This window comes from Curtobacterium luteum, assembly GCF_014646995.1.
Taxonomy (GTDB): Bacteria; Actinomycetota; Actinomycetes; order Actinomycetales; family Microbacteriaceae; genus Curtobacterium; species Curtobacterium luteum.
The window spans coordinates 247,135-268,723 of record NZ_BMOI01000001.1 but is presented as its reverse complement, the minus strand read 5'-3'; the positions used below and the strand labels follow the sequence as shown (position 1 = coordinate 268,723).

Annotated in this window: 19 protein-coding genes; 3 read left to right on the top strand and 16 right to left on the bottom strand. The window is 71.0% G+C overall.

Features of this window, described 5'->3' with window-relative positions:
- Positions 1–81: 81 nt before the first annotated feature.
- From ruvX to IEY20_RS01120, 5 genes are all read right to left on the bottom strand, one after another.
- Positions 82–525: a Holliday junction resolvase RuvX gene (ruvX, locus tag IEY20_RS01140; RefSeq protein WP_031273837.1), complete on the bottom strand. Its 444-nt coding sequence runs from the start codon at positions 523–525 to the stop codon at positions 82–84.
- An 8-nt stretch (positions 526–533) separates the two neighbouring features.
- Positions 534–3,191, bottom strand: coding sequence for an alanine--tRNA ligase (gene alaS / locus IEY20_RS01135; RefSeq protein ID WP_188888853.1), 2,658 nt, complete (start codon positions 3,189–3,191; stop codon positions 534–536).
- Positions 3,192–3,297: 106 nt separating this feature from the next.
- Complete coding sequence (locus tag IEY20_RS01130) at positions 3,298–3,480, bottom strand: hypothetical protein (RefSeq protein WP_175329137.1); 183 nt, start codon at positions 3,478–3,480, stop codon at positions 3,298–3,300.
- 127 nt (positions 3,481–3,607) lie between these two features.
- A complete protein-coding gene (gene rpsD / locus IEY20_RS01125) occupies positions 3,608–4,237 on the bottom strand; it encodes a 30S ribosomal protein S4 (RefSeq protein WP_058726527.1) in 630 nt (209 codons plus the stop codon).
- Positions 4,238–4,486: 249 nt separating this feature from the next.
- Complete coding sequence (locus IEY20_RS01120; RefSeq protein ID WP_175329136.1) at positions 4,487–5,860, bottom strand: replication-associated recombination protein A; 1,374 nt, start codon at positions 5,858–5,860, stop codon at positions 4,487–4,489.
- Between the two features lie 143 nt (positions 5,861–6,003).
- Here IEY20_RS01120 and IEY20_RS01115 point away from each other — a divergent pair, with 143 nt between their 5' ends.
- Both IEY20_RS01115 and IEY20_RS01110 read left to right on the top strand, forming a co-directional pair.
- Positions 6,004–6,816 carry a peptidylprolyl isomerase gene (locus IEY20_RS01115; RefSeq protein ID WP_175329135.1) on the top strand — a complete coding sequence of 271 codons (813 nt, stop codon included), beginning with the start codon at positions 6,004–6,006 and terminating at the stop codon, positions 6,814–6,816.
- Positions 6,817–6,929: 113 nt separating this feature from the next.
- The gene (locus IEY20_RS01110; protein WP_175329134.1) at positions 6,930–8,162 is read left to right on the top strand and encodes a DUF349 domain-containing protein; all 1,233 of its coding nucleotides are present in this window, start codon (positions 6,930–6,932) and stop codon (positions 8,160–8,162) included.
- A gap of 273 nt (positions 8,163–8,435) precedes the next feature.
- Here the strand turns inward: IEY20_RS01110 and IEY20_RS01105 are convergent, their stop codons facing one another.
- The 5 genes from IEY20_RS01105 to IEY20_RS01085 are packed head-to-tail and all read right to left on the bottom strand — an operon-like array spanning position 8,436 to position 11,722.
- The gene (locus IEY20_RS01105; RefSeq protein ID WP_022902283.1) at positions 8,436–9,398 is read right to left on the bottom strand and encodes a bifunctional riboflavin kinase/FAD synthetase; all 963 of its coding nucleotides are present in this window, start codon (positions 9,396–9,398) and stop codon (positions 8,436–8,438) included.
- 8 nt (positions 9,399–9,406) lie between these two features.
- Positions 9,407–9,871: a hypothetical protein gene (locus tag IEY20_RS01100; RefSeq protein WP_022902282.1), complete on the bottom strand. Its 465-nt coding sequence runs from the start codon at positions 9,869–9,871 to the stop codon at positions 9,407–9,409.
- A 60-nt stretch (positions 9,872–9,931) separates the two neighbouring features.
- Positions 9,932–10,297 carry a hypothetical protein gene (locus IEY20_RS01095; protein ID WP_022902281.1) on the bottom strand — a complete coding sequence of 122 codons (366 nt, stop codon included), beginning with the start codon at positions 10,295–10,297 and terminating at the stop codon, positions 9,932–9,934.
- 3 nt (positions 10,298–10,300) lie between these two features.
- Complete coding sequence (gene truB / locus IEY20_RS01090) at positions 10,301–11,236, bottom strand: tRNA pseudouridine(55) synthase TruB (protein ID WP_175329133.1); 936 nt, start codon at positions 11,234–11,236, stop codon at positions 10,301–10,303.
- Positions 11,237–11,275: 39 nt separating this feature from the next.
- Positions 11,276–11,722, bottom strand: coding sequence for a hypothetical protein (locus tag IEY20_RS01085; protein WP_175329132.1), 447 nt, complete (start codon positions 11,720–11,722; stop codon positions 11,276–11,278).
- Between the two features lie 71 nt (positions 11,723–11,793).
- Here IEY20_RS01085 and IEY20_RS01080 point away from each other — a divergent pair, with 71 nt between their 5' ends.
- The gene (locus tag IEY20_RS01080) at positions 11,794–12,693 is read left to right on the top strand and encodes an iron-sulfur binding domain-containing protein (protein ID WP_022902278.1); all 900 of its coding nucleotides are present in this window, start codon (positions 11,794–11,796) and stop codon (positions 12,691–12,693) included.
- Between the two features lie 3 nt (positions 12,694–12,696).
- Here IEY20_RS01080 and rbfA read toward each other — a convergent pair whose 3' ends face one another.
- From rbfA to ispG, 6 genes are all read right to left on the bottom strand, one after another.
- Positions 12,697–13,128, bottom strand: a complete 432-nt coding sequence (gene rbfA, locus IEY20_RS01075) for a 30S ribosome-binding factor RbfA (protein WP_022902277.1) — start codon at positions 13,126–13,128, stop codon at positions 12,697–12,699.
- 90 nt (positions 13,129–13,218) lie between these two features.
- Complete coding sequence (gene infB / locus IEY20_RS01070; RefSeq protein WP_175329131.1) at positions 13,219–16,056, bottom strand: translation initiation factor IF-2; 2,838 nt, start codon at positions 16,054–16,056, stop codon at positions 13,219–13,221.
- A 74-nt stretch (positions 16,057–16,130) separates the two neighbouring features.
- Positions 16,131–16,445, bottom strand: coding sequence for a YlxR family protein (locus IEY20_RS01065; RefSeq protein WP_175329130.1), 315 nt, complete (start codon positions 16,443–16,445; stop codon positions 16,131–16,133).
- Positions 16,446–16,552: 107 nt separating this feature from the next.
- Positions 16,553–17,548 (bottom strand): transcription termination factor NusA, encoded by a 996-nt coding sequence (nusA, locus tag IEY20_RS01060; protein ID WP_022902274.1) that lies wholly within the window; start codon positions 17,546–17,548, stop codon positions 16,553–16,555.
- Between the two features lie 592 nt (positions 17,549–18,140).
- Positions 18,141–19,895, bottom strand: a complete 1,755-nt coding sequence (locus IEY20_RS01055) for a proline--tRNA ligase (protein ID WP_175329129.1) — start codon at positions 19,893–19,895, stop codon at positions 18,141–18,143.
- 502 nt (positions 19,896–20,397) lie between these two features.
- The gene (gene ispG, locus IEY20_RS01050) at positions 20,398–21,531 is read right to left on the bottom strand and encodes a flavodoxin-dependent (E)-4-hydroxy-3-methylbut-2-enyl-diphosphate synthase (RefSeq protein ID WP_031272324.1); all 1,134 of its coding nucleotides are present in this window, start codon (positions 21,529–21,531) and stop codon (positions 20,398–20,400) included.
- Positions 21,532–21,589: the final 58 nt, after the last annotated feature.

The following is a 21,589-nucleotide window of genomic DNA, read 5'->3' as shown; positions in this document are numbered from 1 at the left end:
TGGTCTCTCGTTCGGGGACTCCACCTGGGGCACCGCAACGGCAGCGGTCCGTCGGAGCCCGCAGTTCGCTGGGCTCGTCCGTCAGGGGAGCTCGGCCCCTGGTGGGGCTCCGGACGCACGCTCGTGGTCGAGCGCGTGTTGCAGAATGATGACAGCGGCCGCTTGGTCGATCACGGCGCGGGACTTCTTCGTGTTCCGCCCGGCCTGGTGCAGGCCGCGCTGCGCCGTCACCGTCGACAGCCGCTCGTCGACGAGCCGCACCGGCCGGTGTCCGGCGATCCGGGCGGCGAACGCGCGGGCGTCCTCGGTCGAGGGGGTGTCGCCCCCCGACATCGACAGCGGCAGCCCGACGACGACCTCGAGCACGTCGTACTCGTCCGCGATGGCGAGGATCCGCCCGAGGTCGGCGTCGTCGTCGCGGCGGACCGTCTCGACCGGCGTCGCGAGCAGACCGTCCCGGTCGCACACCGCGACGCCGATCCGGGCGCGGCCGACGTCGATGCCGAGCCGACGCCCGGAGCGGATCGCCACGCTCAGGCCGCCAGGCGGGCGGTCACGGCCCGGAGTGCCGCGGGCAGCGCCGCTGCGTCCGTACCACCACCCTGCGCGAGGTCCGGCTTGCCACCGCCACCGCCGCCGAGGACGCTGGCGGCCTCCTTGGCGAGCGGTCCGGCCTGCACGCCGGCGGCACGCGCTGCGTCGTTCGTCGCGACGATCACCACCGGCTTCTCGTTCACGACCGCGCCGAGCACGACGACCGCGGCACCGTCACCGAGCTGGGCACGGACGCCCGTGGCCAACGAACGGAGGTCGTCGCCGGACTGCACGTTCTCGACCGTCTCGGCGACGACGGTGGTCGCGCCGACGGTGGACGCCTGCCGTGCGATCGCCGGGACGCGCTGCTGCAGGTTCGCGGACTCGAACTCGGCGATCCGCTTCTGCGCGGTCCTCAGGTCGTCCATGAGCGACTGGATCCGGGTCGGCAGGTCCTCGCGCGGGGCCTTGAGCGCGCTCGACAGCTGCGACACGATGGTGCGCTCGACCGCGAGGTCGAGGAACCCCTCGAGGCCGACGAGTGCCTCGACACGACGGTTCGTCGAACCGACGCTCGACTCCCCCACCAGGTTCACCAGGCCGACCTGTGCGCTCGACGCGACGTGCGTGCCACCGCACAGCTCGCGCGACCACGGACCGCCGATGTCGACCATGCGGACCTCGGCGCCGTACTTCTCGCCGAACAGCGCCTGCGCCCCGAGTTCCTTGGCCTCGGCGAGCGGGAGCACGCGGGTCGAGACCTCGAGGTCCGAGCGGATGGCGTTGTTCACGACCTCCTCGATCTCGGAGCGGGTGTCGAGCGACACCGGCTGCGACCAGGAGAAGTCGAGGCGCATGTACCCGGACTTGTTGTACGAACCGGCCTGCAGCGCCTCCGGACCGAGGATGTCCCGCAGCGCGGCGTTGACCAGGTGGGTGGCCGAATGGGCCTGCGTCGCGCCCCGGCGGTACTCGGCGTCGACCACGGTCGTGGCGGCGTCGCCGACCCCGACCTCGCCCGAGCGGACCTGCACCGTGTGGCTCCACAGGCCGGCGACCGGACGCTGGACGTCGAGGACCTCCAGATCGAAGCCGTTCCCGATGATCGAACCCTGGTCGGCGTCCTGACCGCCGGACTCCGCGTAGAGCGAGGTCTCGCCGAGGATGACCTCGGCGATGTCGCCCGCGACCGCCCGGTCCACGCTGACGCCGTCGACGATGATGCCGAGGACGCTCGTCTCCGCCTCGAGCGCGTCGTACCCGAGGAACGTCGTCTCGCCCTTGGCTCGGAACGCGCTGTAGACGCTGAGGTCCGCGAGCGCGGTCTTCTTGCTCTTCGCGTCCGCCTTCGCGCGGGCACGCTGCTCCGACATCAGGGTGTCGAACGCGCCGCGGTCGACCTGGACCCCGGCCTCCTCGGCCATCTCGAGCGTGAGGTCGATCGGGAACCCGAAGGTGTCGTGCAGCAGGAACGCGGTGTCGCCGCCGATCGCGGGCTTGCCGTCCGCCTTGGCGCGCTCGACCGCGACGTCGAGGATCGTCGTGCCCTGCGCGAGCGTCCGGAGGAAGGTCTCCTCCTCCGCGTAGGCGATGCGCGCGATGCGGTCGTAGCCCTCGGCGACCTCGGGGTAGGCGTCCTTCATGGCGTCGCGGGACGCCGGGAAGAGTTCGGGGAACGTCGCACCCTCGACGCCGAGGAGCCGCATCGCACGCACCGTGCGGCGCAGCAGCCGACGGAGGATGTAGCCGCGGCCCTCGTTCGACGGGCTGACCCCGTCGGCGATGAGCATGAGCGCCGACCGGACGTGGTCCGCGATGACGCGCATCCGGACGTCGTCCTCGTGGACGGCACCGTAGCGGCGACCGGAGACCTCCGCCGCCTTGTCGAGGACCGGTCGCACCTGGTCGATCTCGTACATGTTGTCGACGCCCTGCTTGATGAACGCGACGCGCTCGAGCCCCATGCCGGTGTCGATGTTCTTGTTCGGCAGCTCGCCGGTGATCTCGAAGTCGTACTTCGACCGCACGTCGGCGATCTGGTACTGCATGAAGACGAGGTTCCAGATCTCGACGTAGCGGTCGTCGTCGGTGGCCGGGCCGCCGTCGATGCCGTACGCGGGTCCACGGTCGAAGAAGATCTCCGAGCACGGGCCCGCCGGGCCGGGCTGCCCCGTCGACCAGTAGTTGGTGTCCTTGCCGAGTCGCTGGATCCGGTCGTCCGGCAGCGAGGAGTGCTGCTTCCAGAACGCGATCGCCTCGTCGTCGTCCTCGTAGACGGTGACCCACAGGTCATCGGGCGAGAATCCGAGGCCGCCGTCCGACTCCGGCGTCGTCAGGAGCTCCCAGGCGTACTGGATCGCCTGCTCCTTGAAGTAGTCGCCGAACGAGAAGTTCCCGTTCATCTGGAAGAACGTGCCGTGGCGCGGGGTCTTGCCGACCTCTTCGATGTCGTTCGTGCGGATGCACTTCTGCACGCTCGTGGCCCGCGGGTACGGCGACGGGACGAGCCCGGTGAGGTACGGGATGAACGGCACCATGCCGGCCACCGTGAACAGGAGCGACGGGTCGTCCGAGACGAGCGACGCGGACGGGACGACGGTGTGCCCGCGGTCGCCGAAGAACTGGAGCCAACGGCGGCGGATCTCTGCGGTCTGCAAGGTGCTTCCTGGTTTCAGGTCGAGTGCGTGGGAGGGCGTGCGCGGTGCTCGGGCGCCGCTGGTGCCGGGCGACGGGCGCCAGGCGTCGGGCGTCAGGCGTCAGGCGTCAGGCGTCGGTGCGGAGTTCGGCGTCGCGGGACTTGTACCCGTCGGCCACGGCGTCCGCGAAGGCCTTCGTCCGTGCGTTCACGTCCGCGAAGAAGCGCGCACCGCCGCGGGTGTTCGCGACCTGGTGCGCCACGGCGAACCCGATGACGATGCCGACGGCGACGAAGAACAGCTGCTTCACGGTGCCTCTCCCTCTCGCGTGCGTGGTGTGCACGCCCGACAAGCTTAGTGGCGGTGCTGAGCGGGAACACGGAACGGCGGGCCGCCCTCGCAAGAGGACGACCCGCCGTTCGTGAGCGATCAGGAGATCAGCGCGCTGCGTAGTACTCGACGACGAGCTGGACTTCACAGGTCACGGGGACCTCGGCACGCTTCGGGCGACGCACGAGGCGGGCCTGGAGCTTGTCGATCTCGACCTCGAGGTAGCCCGGGACCTTCGGCAGGACTTCCTGGTGCCCACCGGCGGCGGCGACCTGGAACGGCTCGAGGGACTCGGAGCGCTGCTTCACGTGGATGAGCTGCCCCTCCTTCACGCGGAAGGACGGACGGTCGACGAGCTTGCCGTCGACGAGGATGTGGCGGTGCACGATCAGCTGACGGGCCTGCGCGGTGGTGCGGGCGAAGCCGGCACGGAGCACGAGGGCGTCGAGGCGCTGCTCGAGGAGCTCGACCAGGTTCTCACCGGTCAGGCCCTTCGTCTTGCGGGCCTCTTCGAAGACGATGCGGAGCTGCTTCTCGCGGATGCCGTACTGGGCGCGCAGACGCTGCTTCTCACGGAGACGGACGGCGTAGTCGCTGTCCGCACGACGGCGGGTGCGGCCGTGCTCACCGGGGCCGTAGGGGCGCTTCTCGAGGTACCGGGCCGCCTTCGGCGTCAGCGGGATGCCGAGCGCGCGCGAGAGGCGGGTCTTGCTACGGGTGCGTGACTTGGTAGACACAGGGTCCTTTTCTCTGTCTGAACTGAATACTCGAGGGGCACCGCCCTCCGTGCGCACGAGACACACGGGAAGGACCGGTCCCGACGACGGGATCCAGAGGGATGAGCCTGTGGGATCGGACGGCTACAGTCCGAACCTCTGCCCCGTGCCACCGGAGTGGCACTCTGTCCTCGACGCAGCCGTGCTCGAGGACCAGGACGTAGGCGGATCAACGATAGCAGCAAGTCGGGCGCCGGACCACCGCCGCGCCTACTCGCCGCGGGTGATCTTCCGGAGACGTTCGAGCCGGGGACCGACCTCGCGCTCGAAGCCGTTCGTGGTCGGGGTGTAGTACTCGGTGCCCTCGAGCGCGTCCGGGAGGTACTGCTGCTTCGCCACCCCGTGCTCGGCGTCGTGCGAGTAGACGTACCCCTTGCCGTGCCCGAGGCGCTTCGCCCCGGGGTAGTGCGCGTCACGGAGGTGGGTCGGCACCACGCCCATCCGCCCCGCCTTGACGTCCGCCATCGCCTGGTTCACCCCGTTGTAGGCGGCGTTCGACTTCGGCGCGGTCGCGAGGTAGACCACCGCCTCGGCCAACGGGATGCGCCCTTCGGGCATGCCGATCAACTGCACCGCCTGCGCAGCAGCCACGGCGATCGGCAGCGCCTGCGGGTCGGCCATGCCGATGTCCTCGGACGCGGAGATGATGATCCGACGGGCGATGAAGCGCGGGTCCTCGCCCGCCTCGATCATGCGAGCCAGGTAGTGCAGCGCAGCGTCGACATCGCTCCCCCGCACCGACTTGATGAACGCACTGATGACGTCGTAGTGCTCGTCGCCCTGCCGGTCGTAGCGGAGCAGTGCGCGGTCCACCGCGGCCGCGACGGTGTCGGCGTCGACGACGGGCACCGTGTCGTCGTCGTCGTCCTGGGCGGCGGCGGCCGACGCGGCCGCGGCCTCGAGCGCGGTGAGCGCGCGACGGGCGTCACCGGACGCGAGGCGCACGATCGCGGCCCGGGCTTCGTCACCGAGGACCACGGCGCCACCGAGCCCGCGCGGGTCCTCCACCGCACGGTCGACGAGCATGCCCAGGTCGGCGTCGGTCAAGGGCTTGAGCGTCAGGAGCAGGGAGCGGGACAGCAGCGGCGAGATGACGGAGAACGACGGGTTCTCGGTCGTCGCCGCGATGAGGATCACCCACCCGTTCTCGACGCCCGGGAGGAGGGCGTCCTGCTGGGCCTTGCTGAACCGGTGGATCTCGTCGAGGAAGAGCACGGTGGTCGACCCGTACAGGTCGCGGTGCGCGAGCGCCTTCTCCATCACCTCGCGCACGTCCTTGACGCCGGCGGTGACCGCCGAGAGCTCCACGAACTCGCGCCCCGACTGCCGCGCGATCGCCTGCGCGAGGGTGGTCTTGCCCGTCCCGGGCGGTCCCCAGAGGATCACCGAGACGCCGCCCGGGTTCTCGCGCGTGCCCGTCGCGAGCTGCACGAGCGGCGACCCGCGACCGAGGAGGTGCTGCTGACCGGCGACCTCCTCCAGCGAGGTCGGACGCATCCGCACCGCGAGCGGCACGGACCCCTGGGCGAGCCCCGCGCGCCCACCCGTGGTGGGCGCGTTGATGCCCGAACGGTCCGTCGCCATGCCCCCAGCCTAGGCGTCACCACCGATAGCACCCACCGCCGGACGGGAGGCACGGTGCGGGCCCGCCCCGCGCCTCCAGGCCGGTGCATGGGCCCGTCCGCTACGCTCGTCGCACACTCGAGACGAGAGGTCCGACCAGCACCGTGGCACCGAAGAACCAGGCGCGTGACAACCGCGAGGCGCGCGAGCGCCTCCGTCTCTACCAGGCCCGCCAGGGACTGCACGAACGGCAACGTCGTCGCCGGGTGCGGGACAACGTCGTCGGCACGGTCGTCCTCGTCGCGGTCGCCGCGCTGGCCACCGGTTCGCAGCTCGCCTTCGCCGGCTCGCAGGGCTCGGGGACGGCGGACGCGAGCGCAACGGCCACCGCGACGTCGACCCCGACGCCGAGCGCGACCGCCGGGAACACCGGGGACGTGCCGAGCAAGTCCATCGCGAAGGACTCGACGTGGACGGGCACACTCACGCTGAACAAGGACGTCCGGCTCGGCATCGAGCTCGACGGGCAGAAGGCCCCGCAGGCCACCAGCGTCGAGATCGAGCTCATCGAGGAGCAGTTCTACAACGGCACGACCTGCCACCGCCTCGCCGACAGCACGGGCCTGCAGTTCCTCCAGTGCGGTTCGGCGAACGGGGACGGCACCGGGGACGCCGGGTTCGAGTACGGCCCGCTCGAGAACGTGCCGAGCGACGGTGAGTACGCGAAGGGCACGATCGCGATCGCCCGCAGTTCCTCGCCGTACTCGCAGTCGACCCAGTTCTTCATCGTCACCGGCGACACGACACTCGACTCCTCGACGGGCGGGTACACGGTCGTTGGGAAGGTCACGAGCGGCCTGTCCGCCCTCGTGTCGAAGATCACCTCGAAGGGCATCGCGAAGGCCGGCAGCGACGGCACCGGCGAGCCGAAGGTCGCGACGAAGATCACCGGCGCGACCATCGAGCGGGAGCAGTAGTCCACAACCCGTCGACCCCGGCCGTCCCGGCAGCGTCTTCGTGCAATAGGCTGACGACCTGACCGTGCCGACGGGGACGTCGGCGATGCACGACCACGATCGAGGCGAGACCTGTGGGATCTGACGAAGCAACGACCTGGGGGCGGGTCGACGAGAACGGGACGGTGTACGTCCGGTACGAGGACGGCGAGCGAGCCGTCGGCGAGTACCCGGACGCCACGGCGGACGAGGCCCTCGCCTACTTCGCACGGAAGTACGCCGACCTCGAGGGCCAGGTGAAGATCGCGGAGCAGCGCGTGCAGCGCGGCGCCTCGGCGAACGACGTCTCCCGGACCGTCGCGCACCTCCGCGAGCAGCTGGCGGACGCCCGGGTCGTGGGTGACATCAAGACGCTCGAGGACCGCGTCGCCGCGCTCTCCGACCAGGTCGGCTCGCTCACCAAGGAGCAGGCCGAGCAGGCCCAGCAGGCGCTGACGGACGCCCTCGCGCACCGGACGGCACTGGTGGAGGAGGCCGAGGCCCTGGCCGCGGTGGACCCGGCGCGTGCGCAGTGGAAGCAGATCACCGCGCAGCTCGACGACGTCTTCGCCCGCTGGCAGCAGCACCAGCACGACGGTCCGCGGATCCCGAAGAACGAGGCCAACGAGCTGTGGAAGCGCTTCCGTGCCGCTCGTTCGACGGTCGACCAGCACCGTCGTGCCTTCTACTCCGAGCTCGACGCGCAGCACCGTGACGCCCGCAGCCGGAAGCAGGACCTCGTCGCCCAGGCCGAGGCGCTCGCACCGCGCGGCTCCGACGCGATCCCGACCTACCGGCAGCTGCTCGACGACTGGAAGCGCGCCGGCCGTGCGGGCAAGCGCCATGACGACGCCCTGTGGGCACGGTTCAAGGCGGCCGGAGACGTCCTGTTCGAGCAGCGCCACGCCGAGGCGGCCGTCGAGAACGAGGAATTCGCTGCCAACCTCGACGCGAAGCAGGCGCTCCTGACCGAGGCCGAGCCGCTCCTGCAGGAGACCGACCGGGTCGCCGCTCGCCGGACCCTCACGGGCATCCAGCGTCGGTGGGACGAGATCGGCAAGGTGCCCCGCGGCGACGTCCGGCGCATCGAGGACCGTCTGCGTCAGATCGAGGACCACGTGCGGAGCCTCGAGGACCAGCACTGGAAGGCGTCCGACCCGGAGCGCAAGGCCCGTCAGACCGGTCTCGCGAGCCAGCTCGAGGACGCGATCGGCAAGCTCGAGGCGGAGCTCGCCGCGGCCAAGGAGTCGGGCGACGCCCGGAAGATCAAGGACGCGCAAGAGGCCCTCGACGCCCGCAAGATCTGGCTCGACGCGCTCGGCGGCTGAGTCCTGGCACCGCAGGACGCCCCGCGACCGACGTCGGTCGCGGGGCGTCCTGCGTTCTGCGCCGGGTGCGGGGCGCGCGGCGTACGCGGCGGCGAGTGTCGGGCTGCGCGGGGGCGAGTCTCGCGCTGGGCGACAGTTCTCGCGTTCGGAGCCGCGAAAACTGTCGCCTCGGCCGACACTCGCGGGCGCCCGGCCGAGTCTCGCGCCCGCCCGGCCGAGTCTCGCGGGCGCACGGCCGAGTCTCGCGCCCGCGGGAGACGGCAGCTGCCGACGTCAGACCGGCGCGGGCAGCCCGAGCAGGAGTCGGATGTCGAGGTCGTCCTGCTGCATCTGCGCGGCGAGCTCGTCCATCGACGAGAACTTCACCATGCCGCGGACGTACGAGACGAACAGCACCGCGATCGTCTCGCCGTAGAGGTCGATGTCGACGTCGAGCAGGTGCGCCTCGATCTGCTTCTCCGGGACGCCGTCGAACGTCGGGTTGTTGCCCACCGACACCGCGGCAGGGTACAGCGTGCCGTCGTGCAGCACCCGGGCCGCGTAGACGCCGTCGGCCGGGACGAAGCCCTCGCAGTGCGGGTCGAGGTTGGCGGTGGGGTAGCCCATCGCGCGTCCGCGCTGGTTGCCGTGCACGACGACGCTCCGGACGGCATGCTCACGTCCGAGCAGCCGGGCGGCCTCGGCGACACGGCCGTCGCCGAGCAGCTCACGGATCCACGTCGAGGACACCCGACGCTCGCCGGCGGGGCGGACGTCGTCCACCAGGTCGACGTCGTCGATGAGCTCGACGGTGAAGCCGAGACGCTCCCCCAGGCTGCGGAGCAGGGTGACGTCCCCGGCGCCGCGGTGCCCGAACCGGAAGTCGCTGCCGACGAAGACGTAGCGCGCGTGCAGCGTGTCGACGAGGATCTCGGAGACGAAGTCCTCGGGTTCCTTCGACTGGAGGTCGTGGTCGAAGCGGAGCAGCACGGTCGCGTCGACGCCGACGTCCTCGAGGAGTTCGCGTCGCTGGGCGATGCTCGTCAGCGCCGGGGGCGTCTTCACCGGGTCGATGACGCTCAGGGGATGCCGGTCGAACGTGACGACGGTCGACACGAGGCCCTGCTGCCGGGCCGACTGTTCGAGGTGCGCAATCACCGCGCGGTGCCCGACGTGCACGCCGTCGAACTTCCCGATGGTCACGGCGCTCGGTCCGAAGCCCTGAGCCATGTCGGCGAGGTCGTCGTAGTACTGCACGGCCGTCCCTACTCGCCCACGGGGGCGGTCGGTGTCGCGTCCGAACGGTGGTCGGCCGCGGGCGTCGCCTGCGCGGCCGTCCGGTGGTGCTTGCGGAGCCACCAGAGGCCCGCGATCGGCAGGACGAGCGGCGCGAAGAGGTAGCCGAGCCCGTAGTAGGACCAGACGGTGTCGTCGGGGAACAGCTGGTGGTCGAGGAGCGAGAGCGTCCCGACGACGAGCACCCCGGCCATCTCGAACCCGATGGTGACGCAGGCGACGCGGTACCAGACCCGGCCGGGAGCGATCAGCGCGATCATCGCGACGATGTACACGACCGCGGCGACGGCACTGAGCGTGTAGGCGAAGGGCGCGAAGGAGAACTTCTCGATGATCTGCACGACGCTTCGACCCGTCGCGGCCAGCGCGAGGATGCCGTAGACGGCGATGAGGACTCGGCCGACGCCGGTCGCGAGTGAGGATCTGGTCGCCATTGCACCGATTCTACCGACCAGCACCGACCCGGATGACGCCGCCGGTCGCGCCGCACCGGATCAGACCAGGGCGAACCAGATCTGGTACATCCGGTAGACCATCACGGCGACGGTGAACGCGCCGGCGCCCAGCACGACGGTGCTCCATCGCGTCCGGTCGATGAGCGCCCAGACGACGGCCGCCGGCGGCACGAGCAACACGGAGACCGCGTACACGCCGAACTCGAGCGCGTTGCCCTTCGGCGGACTGCCGACTGCAGGCAGCACGAGCGAGATGACCCCCTGCGCGATGAGCAGCAGCTCGACGAGCACGAGGGAGCCGACGGTGTAGTCGTTCGGCTTCCACCCGATGAGTCCGACCACCACGGCGAACAGCCCCGCGACCACGGCGAGCACGAGCTGGACCCACATGAACCACTCGATCACGGCTCAGGCTCCCGTCGGCGTGGGGAAGTTGGTGATGACGCGGAGCTGTCCGCGGCGGACCGAGACGAGACCGACGAGCCGGTCCGATCCGGCGGCGATGGCCGCGACGGGACCGTCGTGGTCCGGGTGCTCCGCCCGCACGCGCTTGCCGTCGGCGAGGTCCTTCGCGGACACCGGGTCGAGGGCGACGGTCGGGAACAGGGTGCGCGCGACGTCCGCGGGACGGAGGAGCGCCGCCCGCACGTCGACCGAGTCGTCCTCGATGTCGACGGCGTCGTCCACGTGGAAGGGACCGACGTCGATGCGCCGCAGGGCGGTCAGGTGCGCACCGGTGCCGAGGGCTGCGCCGACGTCACGGGCCAGCGCCCGGACGTACGTGCCCGAGGAACACGCCACGACGACGTCGAGGTCGACGACCTGCACGTCGACGCCGTCGACGGTGACCGTGTGCTCCTGGCGACCGGTCACGTCGAAGCGCGACACGGTGACCGTGCGGGACTTCAGCACGACCTCCTCGCCCTTGCGCGCGAGGTCGTACGCGCGCCGGCCGTCGACCTTGATGGCGCTCACGGTCGAGGGCACCTGGTCGATCGTGCCGCGCTGCGCAGCCACGGCCGCCTCGACGGCCACGTCCGACACGTCAGCGCCGGCGACCCCGGGCGCGGCGACCGGATCGCCGTCCGCGTCGTCCGAGTCCGTGGACACACCGAGGCGGACGGTGGCGGTGTAGGTCTTCCCGAGGCCGACGAGGTGGGTCAGCAGCCGGGTGGACGGTCCGGCACCGAGCAACAGTAGCCCGGTCGCCATCGGGTCGAGTGTGCCCGCGTGGCCGATCTTCTTCATCCCGAGCCGACGGCGTGCGATCGACACGACCCGGTGACTGGAGATCCCCTGCGGCTTGTCGACGAGGAGGATCCCGTCCGGCGGCGATTCGAGCACCCGGAGAGGCTACCAGCGCTCCTCATCCCCCGGCTGCGCTCAGCAGGCGTCGTTCCACTCGCGACGGGGGTGCTCGGGGTCGGTGACGTCGAGCACGGCCGACGCGGCGATCTTCACGTCGGCGCGCCGCTCGAGCCGGCCCTCCTCGCGCTCCACCCAGAGCGACCAACGCCACAGGCCGCGCACGCCCTGGTCGAGGAGCCCGTGTCCGTGGACGACCAGCACACCGGGTCCCTCGCCCGTGGACCGGAACGGCGCGACGACGCCGGACCGCAGCTCGTCCGCCGACGCCGAGGGCGCCGCGGCGGCCATCGCCTGCACGCCGTGCTGCTCGAACCCGGCGACGAGCGCGGCCGCGACCCGCTCGAGGTCGGTGCCCGACTGCCCGTCGACCCCGATGACGGTGCGGTTCGTGCCGACCTGCGCGATCGCCTCCGCCGCGATCGCGGCCATGGTGTCGGTCTCTTCGGGTGCCCAGCGTGTCATGCACCCCACCGTAGGCTGTCCTGGTGAACGCGAGTCGAGCCTCCAGGCCGCCTGTGGAGAACGCGCCACGTGTGGACGGCACCGCCGAGGCGGACGCCCCCGACATCGCCACCCCGCTCACCGCGTGGTTCCGCGCGGAGGCGCGCGACCTCCCGTGGCGCCGTCCCGGCTTCCCCGCGTGGGGCACGCTCGTGAGCGAGATCATGCTGCAGCAGACGCAGGTCGCGCGCGTGGTCCCCCGCCTGGAGGCATGGCTCACCCGGTGGCCGACCCCTCGCGACCTCGCCCAGTCGCCTCCGTCCGACGCGGTCCGCGCCTGGGACCGGCTCGGCTACCCGAGACGGGCGCTCGCGCTGCACGCCGCGGCGACCGTGATCGCGGAGCAGCACGACAACGTCGTGCCCCGCGACGTCGACGCGCTGCTCGCGTTGCCGGGGATCGGCGACTACACCGCGCGGGCGGTGGCCGTGTTCGCCTACGGCGACCGGCACCCCGTCGTCGACGTCAACGTCCGTCGCGTCCTCGCTCGCGCCCTGCTCGGGCAGGGCGAGCCCGGCCCCGCGAACGCGAAGCGGGACCTGCCGCTGATGGATTCCGTGCTGCCCGAGGACCGCGACGACGCCGCGGCCACGAACGCCGCCGTGATGGAGCTCGGGGCGCTCGTGTGCGTCGCCCGCTCCCCCGCGTGCGACGCGTGCCCGATCGCCGACCGGTGCGCCTGGCGCGCCGCCGGGTACCCGGAGCACGACGGGCCGCGGGCCCCGAAGCAGGCGAAGTTCGCCGGGAGCGACCGGCAGGTGCGCGGGCTCCTCATGGCCGAACTCCGCGCGAGCGACGTGCCCGTCACGCGGTCCGAGATCGACCTCGTCTGGCCGGACGACGCACAACGGGAGCGTGCACTCGCCTCGCTCCTCCGCGACGGACTGGCCGTCGGCGACGATGCGGGTGGGTACACGCTCCCGATCGGGTGAGGACTATGCCTCCTCGTCCTCGTCGTGCTTGTACGGGTCGGCGTCGCCGGCGTACTGCGCGCCCGCCGAGGCGGCACGCACCTGCGCGTCGCGGACCTGGGCCTGCGCGAGCAGGTCCTCCATGTGCGCCGAGGTCTCCGGCAGCGCGTCCGCGATGAACTCGAGCGACGGGGTGAGCCGTGCGGTGATGTTCTTGCCGACCTCGCTCCGGAGCATCCCGGTGGCGGCCTTGAGCGCGGCGGCCGAGTCGGCGCGCTCCTCGTCGGACCCGTAGACGGTGTAGAAGACCGAGGCGTGCTGCAGGTCCCCGGTCACGCGCACGTCGGTGATCGTCACGAAGCCGAGGCGCGGATCGCGGAGTCCCTTGTCGAGCCGACGTGCGACGACCTCCTTGATGCGGTCCGCCATCTTGCGGGCGCGCTGCGGGTCAGCCATGAGTGCCTCCTGGGGCAGGTGTCTTCTGGTGGAACGGGTGGACCCCGCCGCTCCCCTGGGGGAACGGCGGGGTCCAGGATAGCCAGGCGACTAGTCGCGCGGCTTCTCGACGAGCTCGGTCGTCTCGATCTCGTCACCGATCTGGATGTCGTTGTACTTGCCCAGACCGATACCGGCCTCGAAGTCCGTGCGGACCTCGGTGACGTCGTCCTTGAAGCGACGCAGGGACTCGATCGCCAGACCGTCGGCGATGACGACACCCTCGCGGATGACGCGCGCCTTGGCGTTGCGGGTGATCGTGCCGGAGCGGACGATGACACCGGCGATGTTGCCGAACTTGGAGGAACGGAACACCTCGCGGATCTCCGCGACGCCCGACTGGACCTCTTCGTACTCGGGCTTGAGCATGCCCTTGAGGGACTGCTCGATGTCCTCGAGTGCGTTGTAGATGACCGAGTAGAAGCGCACGTCGATGCCTTCGCGCGCCGCACGCTCGCGGGCCTTGACGTCCGGGCGGACGTTGAAGCCGACGACGATCGCGTTGTCGATCGTCGCGAGGTCGATGTCCGACTCCGTGATCGCACCCACACCGCGGTGCAGGATGCGCAGCTGGACGCTGTCGTCCACCTCGATGTCGAGGAGCGACTGCTCGAGTGCCTCGACGGCACCGGAGACGTCACCCTTGATGATGAGGTTGAGCGAGTCGACCTTGCCCTCTTCGAGTGCACGGGTGAAGTCCTCGAGCGAGATGCGCTTGCGGGCCTTGGCCAGCTGGGCGTTGCGCTCGGCGGCTTCACGCTTCTCAGCGATCTGACGGGCCGTGCGGTCCTCCTCGGTGACGAGGAACGTGTCACCGGCGCGCGGCACCGACGACAGACCCTGCACCTGGACCGGACGCGACGGGGTCGCAGCCTGGACGGCGACGCCGTTCTCGTCCGTCATCGCACGGACGCGACCGTAGGCCGTGCCGGCGACGATGGCATCCCCGACGTGCAGCGTGCCGGACTGGATGAGCACGGTCGCCACCGAACCACGACCCTTGTCGAGTCGGGCTTCGATCGCCACACCGCGGGCGTCCTTGTCGGGGTTCGCACGCAGGTCGAGACCGGCGTCGGCCGTGAGCAGCACCGCGTCCAGGAGGTCCTGGATGCCGATGTTCTGGCGGGCCGACACGTCGACGAACATGACGTCGCCGCCGTACTCCTCGGCCACCAGGTTGTACTCGGTGAGCTGCTGGCGGACCTTGGCCGGGTTCGCGCCTTCCTTGTCGATCTTGTTCACCGCGACCACGATCGGCACACCGGCCGACTGGGCGTGGTTCAGCGCCTCGATCGTCTGGGGCATGATGCCGTCGTCCGCCGCGACCACCAGGATCGCGATGTCCGTCACCTGCGCACCACGGGCACGCATGGCGGTGAACGCCTCGTGACCCGGGGTGTCGATGAACGTGATCGGACGCTCGACGCCCTCGTGCTCGGTGACGATCTGGTAGGCACCGATGTGCTGGGTGATGCCACCGGCCTCGCCCTCGACGACCTTCGAGTTGCGGATCGCGTCGAGGAGGCGGGTCTTGCCGTGGTCGACGTGACCCATGACGGTGACCACCGGGGGCCGCTGCTGCAGCACCGAGTCGTCCTCGTCCTCGAGTTCGCCTTCGAGGTCGATGTCGAAGCCCTCGAGGAGCTCCTTGTCCTCGTCCTCGGGCGACACGATCTGGATCTTGTAGCCGAGCTCCTCGCCGAGGACCTCGAACGTGGCCTCGTCCAAGGACTCCGTGGCGGTCGCCATCTCACCGAGGTGGAACAGCACCGTCACGAGGTTGCCGGGGCTCGCGTCGATCTTGTCCGCGAAGTCCGAGATGCTCGCACCACGGCGCAGACGGATGACCGTGCTGCCGTCGCCGCGCGGGACCTGCACGCCGCCGAGCGACGGCGCCTGCCGCATCTCGTACTCGGCGCGCTTCGTCCGCTTCGACTTGCGGGCACGGCTCTTGCCGCCACCGCGACCGAACGCACCGGCGGTCCCACCACCGGGGCCACGACCACGGCCGCCACCACCGGCGGGACGCGGGCCGCTGAACGCCGGGCGCGGGAAGCCGCCACCGGCACCACCGGCACCACCCGGACGACCACCGGGGCCGCCACGACCGCCGGCACCCTGGCCCGGGCGCTGCCCGAAGCCGTTGGGACGACCGGACTGACCGGGACCACCCGGACGCGGCGCACCGGGACGAGGGACACCCGGACGCGGCGGAGCCGGACGCGGGATGCCGTTGCCGCCACCCTGACCGGCCGCGGGGCGCTGCCCCATGCCCTGGTTCTGGGAGTACGGGTTGTTGCCGGGGCGCGGCGGGCGGGAGCCCATGCCCTGGCTGGATGCGTAGGGGTTGTTCCCCGGACGGGCACCCGGCTTCGGACCACCCGGCTTCGGACCGGCGGCCGCGGGCTTCTGCGACCCCGGCTTGACGGCGTCACCGCCCTTGTCGGTCAACGTGTCGTCCGTCGCTGCCTTCTCGGCCGCGGCGGCCTTCCGTGCGGCCTCGGCCTCGGCCTGCCGCTGCGCGACCGACTTCGGGGCGGCCGGCGTCGGGACGTCGGACGGTGCCTGGGCGGCGGGAGCGGACTGCTCGGGCGCGGGGGTCGGCGCCGCGGGACGTGCCGGACCCGGCTTGGCACCGCCCGGCTTCGGGCCGGCGGTACCGGGCTTGGGTGCCGTGGCGCGTGCCGCAGGAGCGGCGCCGCCTGCGGCCTTGTCCGACGACGATGCGCCGGCCGCCTGCAGCGCAGCACGGAGCTTGCGCGCGACGGGGGGTTCCACACTGGAGCTCGGGCCCTTGACGAACTCGCCGAGCTCCTTGAGCTTCTCCATTGCGGTCTTGCTGTCGACACCGAGTTCGGATGCGATCTCGTGTACGCGTGGTTTTGCCACTGTTCTCCTTCACGGGTCCTGCCCCGTGAAGGGGCAGGACTCACTGGATGACGGGTCTCATTTCGAGCCGCTCATCAGTTGTCCATAAGCCGTTCAGCCTGTTCTGTCGTGTCCGGGCGCTCGGATGTCCGCTCGGCCGTGCGGCCTTGCAGGTACTCGAGCACCGAGGACGTGTCGGGTTCACGATCCAGCCGAAGCGCCCGGCGAAACGCCCGTCGCTTGACGGCCAGCTCGTAGGCGTCGACGGTCGGGGTGAGCCACGCTCCCCGGCCCGGCATGACTGCCTTCGGATCCGCCACGACTCGCCCGTCGCTCAGGGCGACGACACGGAGGAGGGAGGATCGGGGCGCGCGACGACGACTGCCGATGCACGTTCTGACGGGTTCCACCTTACTCCTTGCCTCGGACGGACGCGATCCGGCACGCCCGGTCCGGCCACGCCGGCAGCGAAACGCCGCCGACGCGGGCCGCGGGGGCGCAGCTGCGCGGGTCGTGCTTACTCGTCCCCGTCGAGGATCGAGTCCGGCTGGATGTCGATCCGCGCGCCCGTGAGCTTCGCGGCGAGACGGGCGTTCTGCCCCTCCTTGCCGATCGCGAGCGACAGCTGGTAGTCCGGCACGAGCGCCCGCACGGCCTTCGTCGAGGCGTCGAGCACGAACGCGCTCGTCACCTTCGCCGGCGACAGCGCGCTGGCCACGAACGTCGCGAGGTCCGGGGACCAGTCGACGATGTCGATCTTCTCCGCACCGAGCTCGGTCGTCACGGCACGCACGCGCGCGCCGAGCTCGCCGATGCAGGCGCCCTTCGCGTTGACACCGGACTCGTTCGCCTTGACGGCGAGCTTCGTGCGGTGGCCGGCCTCGCGGGCGAGGGACGTGATCTCGACGACGCCGGACGCGATCTCCGGGACCTCGAGCGCGAACAGCTTCCGCACCAGACCCGGGTGCGTGCGCGACACGGTGATCTGCGGCCCCTTCGGACCCCGACCGACGCTCGTCACGTACACGCGGATGCGCGAGCCGTGCTTGTACTCCTCGCCGGGGACCTGCTCCTCCGGCGGCAGGATCGCCTCGACGGTGCCGAGGTCGACGTGCACCATGCGCGGGTTCGGCCCCTGCTGGATGACACCGGCGACGATGTCGCCCTCCTTGCCGCGGAACTGGCCGAGGATCTTGTCGTCACCGATGTCGCGGAGGCGCTGGTTGATGACCTGCTTCGCCGCGAACGCCGCGATGCGGCCGAAGTCGCTCGGCTGGTCGACCGACTCGCCGACGACGGTGCCCTCCTCATCGCGCTCGGGCACGTAGACGGAGACCTCACCGCTCTTGCGGTCGAGCTCCACGCGCGCCTGGGCGTCCACGGGCTCGTCGTTCTCGGCGCGGTGCTTCTGGTAGGCCGTCAGGATCGCCTGCTCGATGATCTGGACGAGTTCTTCGAACGGGATCTCCCGCTCGCGCTCCATGAGTCGCAGGACTGCGAGATCGATCTTCACCGAGGTGCCTCCGTATTCAGCTGAGTCGCCTCCGCAGTGGAACGTCGCGGAAGTCGGCGACCAGCGTACCCCACTGCGGCTCGCGAGCCCGGCCGTGCGATGGTTCGTCAGTCGGATCGACGGCCGGGAGGCGTGGTCCAGGTGGTCACGACACCCCGCTCACGTCCGCTGAGCGGTCAAGAACGGTCACATTGGCGACGCCAGACCGACCCATCATGACCACTCGGCGCCGTGCATGCGGCGCGTCCTGACCACACGGCAACTCCCGCGGACCGCTGCTGACGACGACGCCGACGACCGACCAACGGGTGGGTCGACCGACAGCGGGCGTCGCCCGAGTGGTCACGACTCCCCGCTCACGTCCGCCGAGCGGGCAACAACGGTCACATCGGCGACGCCAGACCGACCCATCATGACCACTCGGCGCCGTGCATGCGGCGCGTCCTGACCACACGGCAACTCCCGCGGACCGCTGCTGACGACGACGTCGACGCCGACGACCGACCAACGGGTGGATCGACGGACGGGAGGCGCGGTGCCCGCTGGCACCGCGCCTCCCGTCGATCATCGGCCGCGTCGGGGACGTGACCCGTCAGATCGCGCGGACCGCGTCCAGCAGCTCGGCCACCGGCACGTCGCTGCGCTCGCCCGACGAGCGGTCCCACAGCTCGACGACGCCGTCGGCGGCGTTCCGCCCCGCGACGACGACGATCGGCATCCCGAGCAGTTCCGCGTCGCGGAGCTTCACGCCGGGCGACACCTTGGGACGGTCGTCGTAGACGACCTCGAACCGCTCGCCCTCGAGTTGCGCCACGATGTCCGTCGCGAGGTCGTAGGCCACCGAGTCCTTGCCGGTCGCGACGACGTGCACGTCGAACGGGGCGACGTTCTTCGGCCAGACGAGGCCCTTCTCGTCGTTGTGCGCCTCGGCGAGGATGGCGAGGATGCGCGTCACGCCGATGCCGTACGAGCCCATCGTGACCGTCGCGAGCTTGCCGTTCTCGTCCTGCACCTTGAGCCCGAGCGCCTCGGCGTACTTCCGTCCGAGCTGGAACACGTGGCCGATCTCCATGCCTCGAGCGGTCTCGAGCGGGCCGGAGCCGTCGGGTGCGGGGTCGCCGGCACGGACGTCGGAGACCTCGGCGACGCCGTCGGCGGTGAAGTCGCGGCCCATGACGAGACCGGAGACGTGCACGCCGCGCTCGTTCGCGCCCGTGATCCACGCGGTGCCGTCGACGACACGGGGGTCGACGACGTAGCGGATGCCCGACGGGCTCTCGGCGCCGAGCACCTGCGGTCCGATGTAGCCCTTCACGAAGACGCCGGGGTGCCGCTTGAAGTCGTCGTCCCCGGCCGGCTCGACCTCGGCGGGCGCGAACGCCACCTCGGCGCGCTTCAGGTCGACCTCGCGGTCGCCGGGCAGGCCGACGACGACGACCTCGCGGGTTCCGTCGAGGTGCGTGAGCGCGAGGACGACGTTCTTCAGCGTGTCCGCCGCGGTCCACGGTGCACCGTCGCGCGGGGCGACAGCGTTCGCGTGCGCCACGAGCGTGTCGATGGTCGGGGTGTCGGCCGCGGGGAGCAGCACGGGCTCCGGCTTCCCCTCGATCGGCAGCGCGTCCGGCACCGGGGTGACGTAGGCCTCGACGTTGGCCGCGTAGCCGCCCGCGCTGCGGACGAAGGTGTCCTCGCCGACGGCGATCGGGTGCAGGAACTCCTCGGACTTCGAGCCGCCCATCGCGCCGGCGTCGGCCTTCACGATCGCGTACTCGAGGCCGAGCCGGGCGAAGATCCGCTCGTACGCGTCGCGCATCGTCTGGTAGCTGCGGTCGAGGCCGGCATCGTCGATGTCGAACGAGTACGCGTCCTTCATCGTGAACTCACGGCCGCGCAGGAGTCCGGCGCGGGGGCGGGCTTCGTCGCGGTACTTGTCCTGGATCTGGAAGAGCGTGACGGGGAGGTCCTTGTACGACGAGTACAGGTCCTTCACGAGCAGGGCGAAGAGCTCCTCGTGCGTCGGCGCGAGCAGGTAGTCGGCGTCCTTGCGGTCCTTCAGGCGGAAGATGCCGTCGCCGTACTCGGTCCAGCGGTTCGTCGCCTCGTACGGCTCGCGCGGGGCGAGTGCGGGGAGGAGGACCTCCTGCGCGCCGGCGGCGACCATCTCGTCGCGGATGATGCCCTCGATGCGGGCACGGACCCGGAGGCCGAGCGGCAGCCAGGCGAAGATGCCCGGGGCCTGGCGACGGATGTACCCGGCGCGGACGAGCAGCTTCGCGCTCGTCACCTCGGCGTCGGAGGGGTCGTCGCGGAGCGTGCGGAGGAAGAGATGGGAGAGCCGTGTGACCACGGGGCAAGCCTAGCGGCGTGCTCGCGCCGTGCGAGGCGGGGCGCCGGCGGGGTCGGGCGGGGTCGGGGACGGGGGCGCACCGTGCGAGGGCGCGACGCGCCTCGTGGCACGGTGCGAGGTTCCCCACATCGTGCGAGGCGAAACGGGTCACACCGTATATGGAACCCCACACCGTGCGAGGCGAAACGGGTCCCACCGTGTGTGGAACCTCGCACCGTGCGTGCGCCTCGCACCGTGCGAGCGGCGGGGTCGCACCGTGCGAGGGCGCGACGCGCCCCGCGGCAGGGTGCGAGGTTCCCCACATCGTACGAGGCGAATCGGGTCCAACCGTGTGTGGAACCTCGCACCGTGCGTGCGCCTCGCACCGTGCGAAGGGGCAACCAGCACTCGCGCACCTCGCGCCGTGCGCAAGGGCGCACATTGGCGCGCACCACGCGACGGACGGGAGGCGCGGTGCCAGCTGGCACCGCGCCTCCCGTCCGGTACGCCCGCGCGACGCGCGCTACGGGGCGGTGATGACCTGCACGGAGCCGGTGGCGGCGGCCGGACCCATCTCGTCCGCGATGCGGTTGGCCTCCTCGATGAGGGTCTGCACGATCTCGCGTTCCGGGACGGTCTTGATGACCTCGCCCTTCACGAAGATCTGGCCCTTGCCGTTGCCGGAGGCGACGCCGAGGTCGGCTTCACGGGCCTCGCCCGGACCGTTCACGACGCAGCCCATCACGGCGACGCGCAGGGGCACGGTCATGCCCTCGAGCCCCTTCGTGACGTCGTTCGCGAGCTGGTAGACGTCGACCTGGGCGCGACCGCAGCTCGGGCACGAGACGATCTCCAGCTTGCGCTCCCGGAGGTTGAGCGACTGCAGGATCTGCAGGCCGACCTTCACCTCCTGCACGGGCGGTGCCGAGAGCGAGACGCGGATCGTGTCGCCGATGCCCTCCGCGAGCAGGATGCCGAACGCGGTCGCGCTCTTGATCGTCCCCTGGAACTCCGGACCGGCCTCGGTCACGCCGAGGTGCAGCGGCCAGTCGCCCGCCGCTGCGAGCTGCCGGTACGCCTTCACCATGACGATCGGGTCGTTGTGCTTGACCGAGATCTTGAAGTCGTGGAAGTCGTGCTCCTCGAACAGGCTGGCTTCCCAGACGGCCGACTCGACGAGGGCCTCGGGCGTGGCCTTGCCGTACTTCTGCAGCAGGCTCGGCTCGAGCGACCCGGCGTTGACACCGATGCGGAGCGAGACCCCGGCGTCCTTCGCGGCCTTGGCGATCGCACCGACCTGGTCGTCGAACTTGCGGATGTTCCCCGGGTTGACGCGGACGGCCGCACACCCGGCGTCGATGGCCTGGAAGACGTACTTCGGCTGGAAGTGGATGTCGGCGATGACCGGGATCTGCGACTTCTTCGCGATGATCGGCAGGGCGTCGGCGTCGTCCTGGCTGGGAACGGCGACGCGGACGATGTCGCAGCCGGAGGCGGTGAGCTCGGCGATCTGCTGCAGGGTCGCGTTGATGTTCGTGGTGGGTGTCGTGGTCATCGACTGCACGGAGACCGGCGCGTCACCGCCCACGAGGACCTTGCCGACCCGGATCTGCCGCGACTTGCGACGCGGGGAGAGCGTTTCCGGGACTTTCGGCAGACCGAGGTTCACTGCTGGCACGCTCGCCACTCTACGCGGTGCGTGCGACGCTGCTGGG

Excerpts from the sequence above, each read along its gene's own strand:
- IEY20_RS01100 (WP_022902282.1), bottom strand. The coding sequence starts at position 9,871 with ATGGCGACCAGATCCTCACTCGCGACCGGCGTCGGCCGAGTCCTCATC.
- IEY20_RS01085 (WP_175329132.1), bottom strand. The coding sequence starts at position 11,722 with ATGACACGCTGGGCACCCGAAGAGACCGACACCATGGCCGCGATCGCG.
- rbfA (WP_022902277.1), bottom strand. The coding sequence starts at position 13,128 with ATGGCTGACCCGCAGCGCGCCCGCAAGATGGCGGACCGCATCAAGGAG.
- IEY20_RS01120 (WP_175329136.1), bottom strand. The coding sequence starts at position 5,860 with ATGGCGACGGACCGTTCGGGCATCAACGCGCCCACCACGGGTGGGCGC.